The sequence below is a fragment of the uncultured Agitococcus sp. genome (genome assembly GCF_937920075.1).
Taxonomy (GTDB): Bacteria; Pseudomonadota; Gammaproteobacteria; order Pseudomonadales; family Moraxellaceae; genus Agitococcus.
In genome coordinates, this window is sequence record NZ_CALETI010000328.1 from 1 (window position 1) to 1,728 (window position 1,728).

The 1,728-nt window shown below is 45.9% G+C and carries 1 protein-coding gene; it reads left to right on the top strand.

Annotated features, from left to right (window positions below):
- The coding region (gene purL, locus Q0212_RS11355) for a phosphoribosylformylglycinamidine synthase (protein WP_297925539.1) at positions 1-1,728 on the top strand (1,728 nt) is incomplete at both ends.

Genomic DNA, 1,728 nt, shown 5'->3' on the forward strand with positions numbered 1-1,728 from the left:
TGAAAGCCAACCAAGAGTTTGGTTTTGCCTTATCACCCGATGAAATTGACTATTTGGTTGATAGTTTTCAACAGTTAGGCCGCAATCCTCACGATGTAGAATTGATGATGTTTGCCCAAGCTAACTCGGAACATTGTCGCCACAAAATTTTTAATGCTGAATGGACAATTGATGGCGAAAAAGCCGATAAATCTTTATTTGGCATGATTAAAAATACCTACAATCAATCCCCAGAGAATATTTTATCGGCCTACAAAGATAATGCCTCGGTGATTGTTGGTCATCAAGCTGACCGCTTTTTTCCCAATCCGAGCAGCAAAACCTATGGTTATAGCAATGAGCCTGTCCATATTTTAATGAAAGTTGAAACCCACAATCATCCCACCGCAATTTCACCCTTTGCAGGAGCTTCAACAGGTTCGGGTGGTGAAATTCGTGATGAAGGGGCAACAGGCCGTGGTGGTAAACCCAAAGCAGGTTTAGCAGGCTTTAGCGTATCTAATTTGCAAATTCCCAACTTTGTACAACCGTGGGAAGTGGCCTATGGCAAACCCAATCGTATTGTCAGTGCTTTAGACATTATGATTGACGGGCCTTTAGGCGGTGCAGCCTTTAATAATGAGTTTGGTCGTCCCAATTTGTGTGGTTATTTCCGTAGCTTTGAATTAGCGGTTAATGGTGTTAATGGCAGCGAAGTGCGTGGTTATCACAAGCCGATTATGATTGCAGGTGGTTTGGGTAATATTCGTGAAGAACATGTGCAAAAAAATGCTATTCAAGCAGGCGATTGTTTGATTGTGCTAGGTGGCCCAGCCTTGTTAATTGGTTTAGGTGGCGGTGCGGCATCGAGTATGGCTAGCGGCGCAAGCTCCGAAAATTTAGATTTTGCCTCGGTACAACGTGATAACCCCGAAATGGAACGTCGTTGCCAAGAAGTGATTGATGTGTGTTGGGCAATGGGTGACAACAATCCTTTAGTCTCTGTGCATGATGTGGGGGCAGGTGGCTTGTCGAATGCCATGCCTGAATTAGTGCATGAGTGGGATTTAGGTGCAACCTTAGAATTACGCAACATTCCTAATTTAGAACGTGGCATGAGCCCACGCGAAATTTGGTGTAACGAAGCGCAAGAGCGTTATGTCTTAGCCGTGCGTCCAGAGCGTTTAGCCGAATTTGAAGCCATTTGTGAGCGTGAGCGTTGTCCCTTTGCGGTCTTAGGCCAAGCAGAAAAAGTGCAACACTTAACCGTCAGTGACAGCCATTTTGCCAACAAAGCGGTGGATATGCCGATGCAAGTGTTGTTGGGCAAACCACCACGTATGTCTCGTCAATTTAATAGCCAAGCGATTGAACAAGCCGCATTTGACAGCTCAACGATTGATTTAAGCGAAGCAACAAAACGGGTATTACAAGTACCCACCGTCGCCTCTAAATCGTTCTTAATTACCATTGGCGACCGCTCAGTGACAGGTCTAGTCGCGCGTGAGCAAATGGTTGGCCGTTATCAAGTGCCTGTTGCCGATTGTGCAGTAACTGCCAGTGGTTTTCACGCTTATACAGGCGAAGCAATGGCGATGGGTGAACGTACACCCTTAGCCTTGATTGATGCAGGGGCATCCGCACGAATGGCGGTTGGCGAATCTATTACCAATATTGCTTCGGCCAACATTGCCCAATTAAGCGATATTAAATTATCGGCAAACTGGATGGCTGCGGCAGGTTATGGCG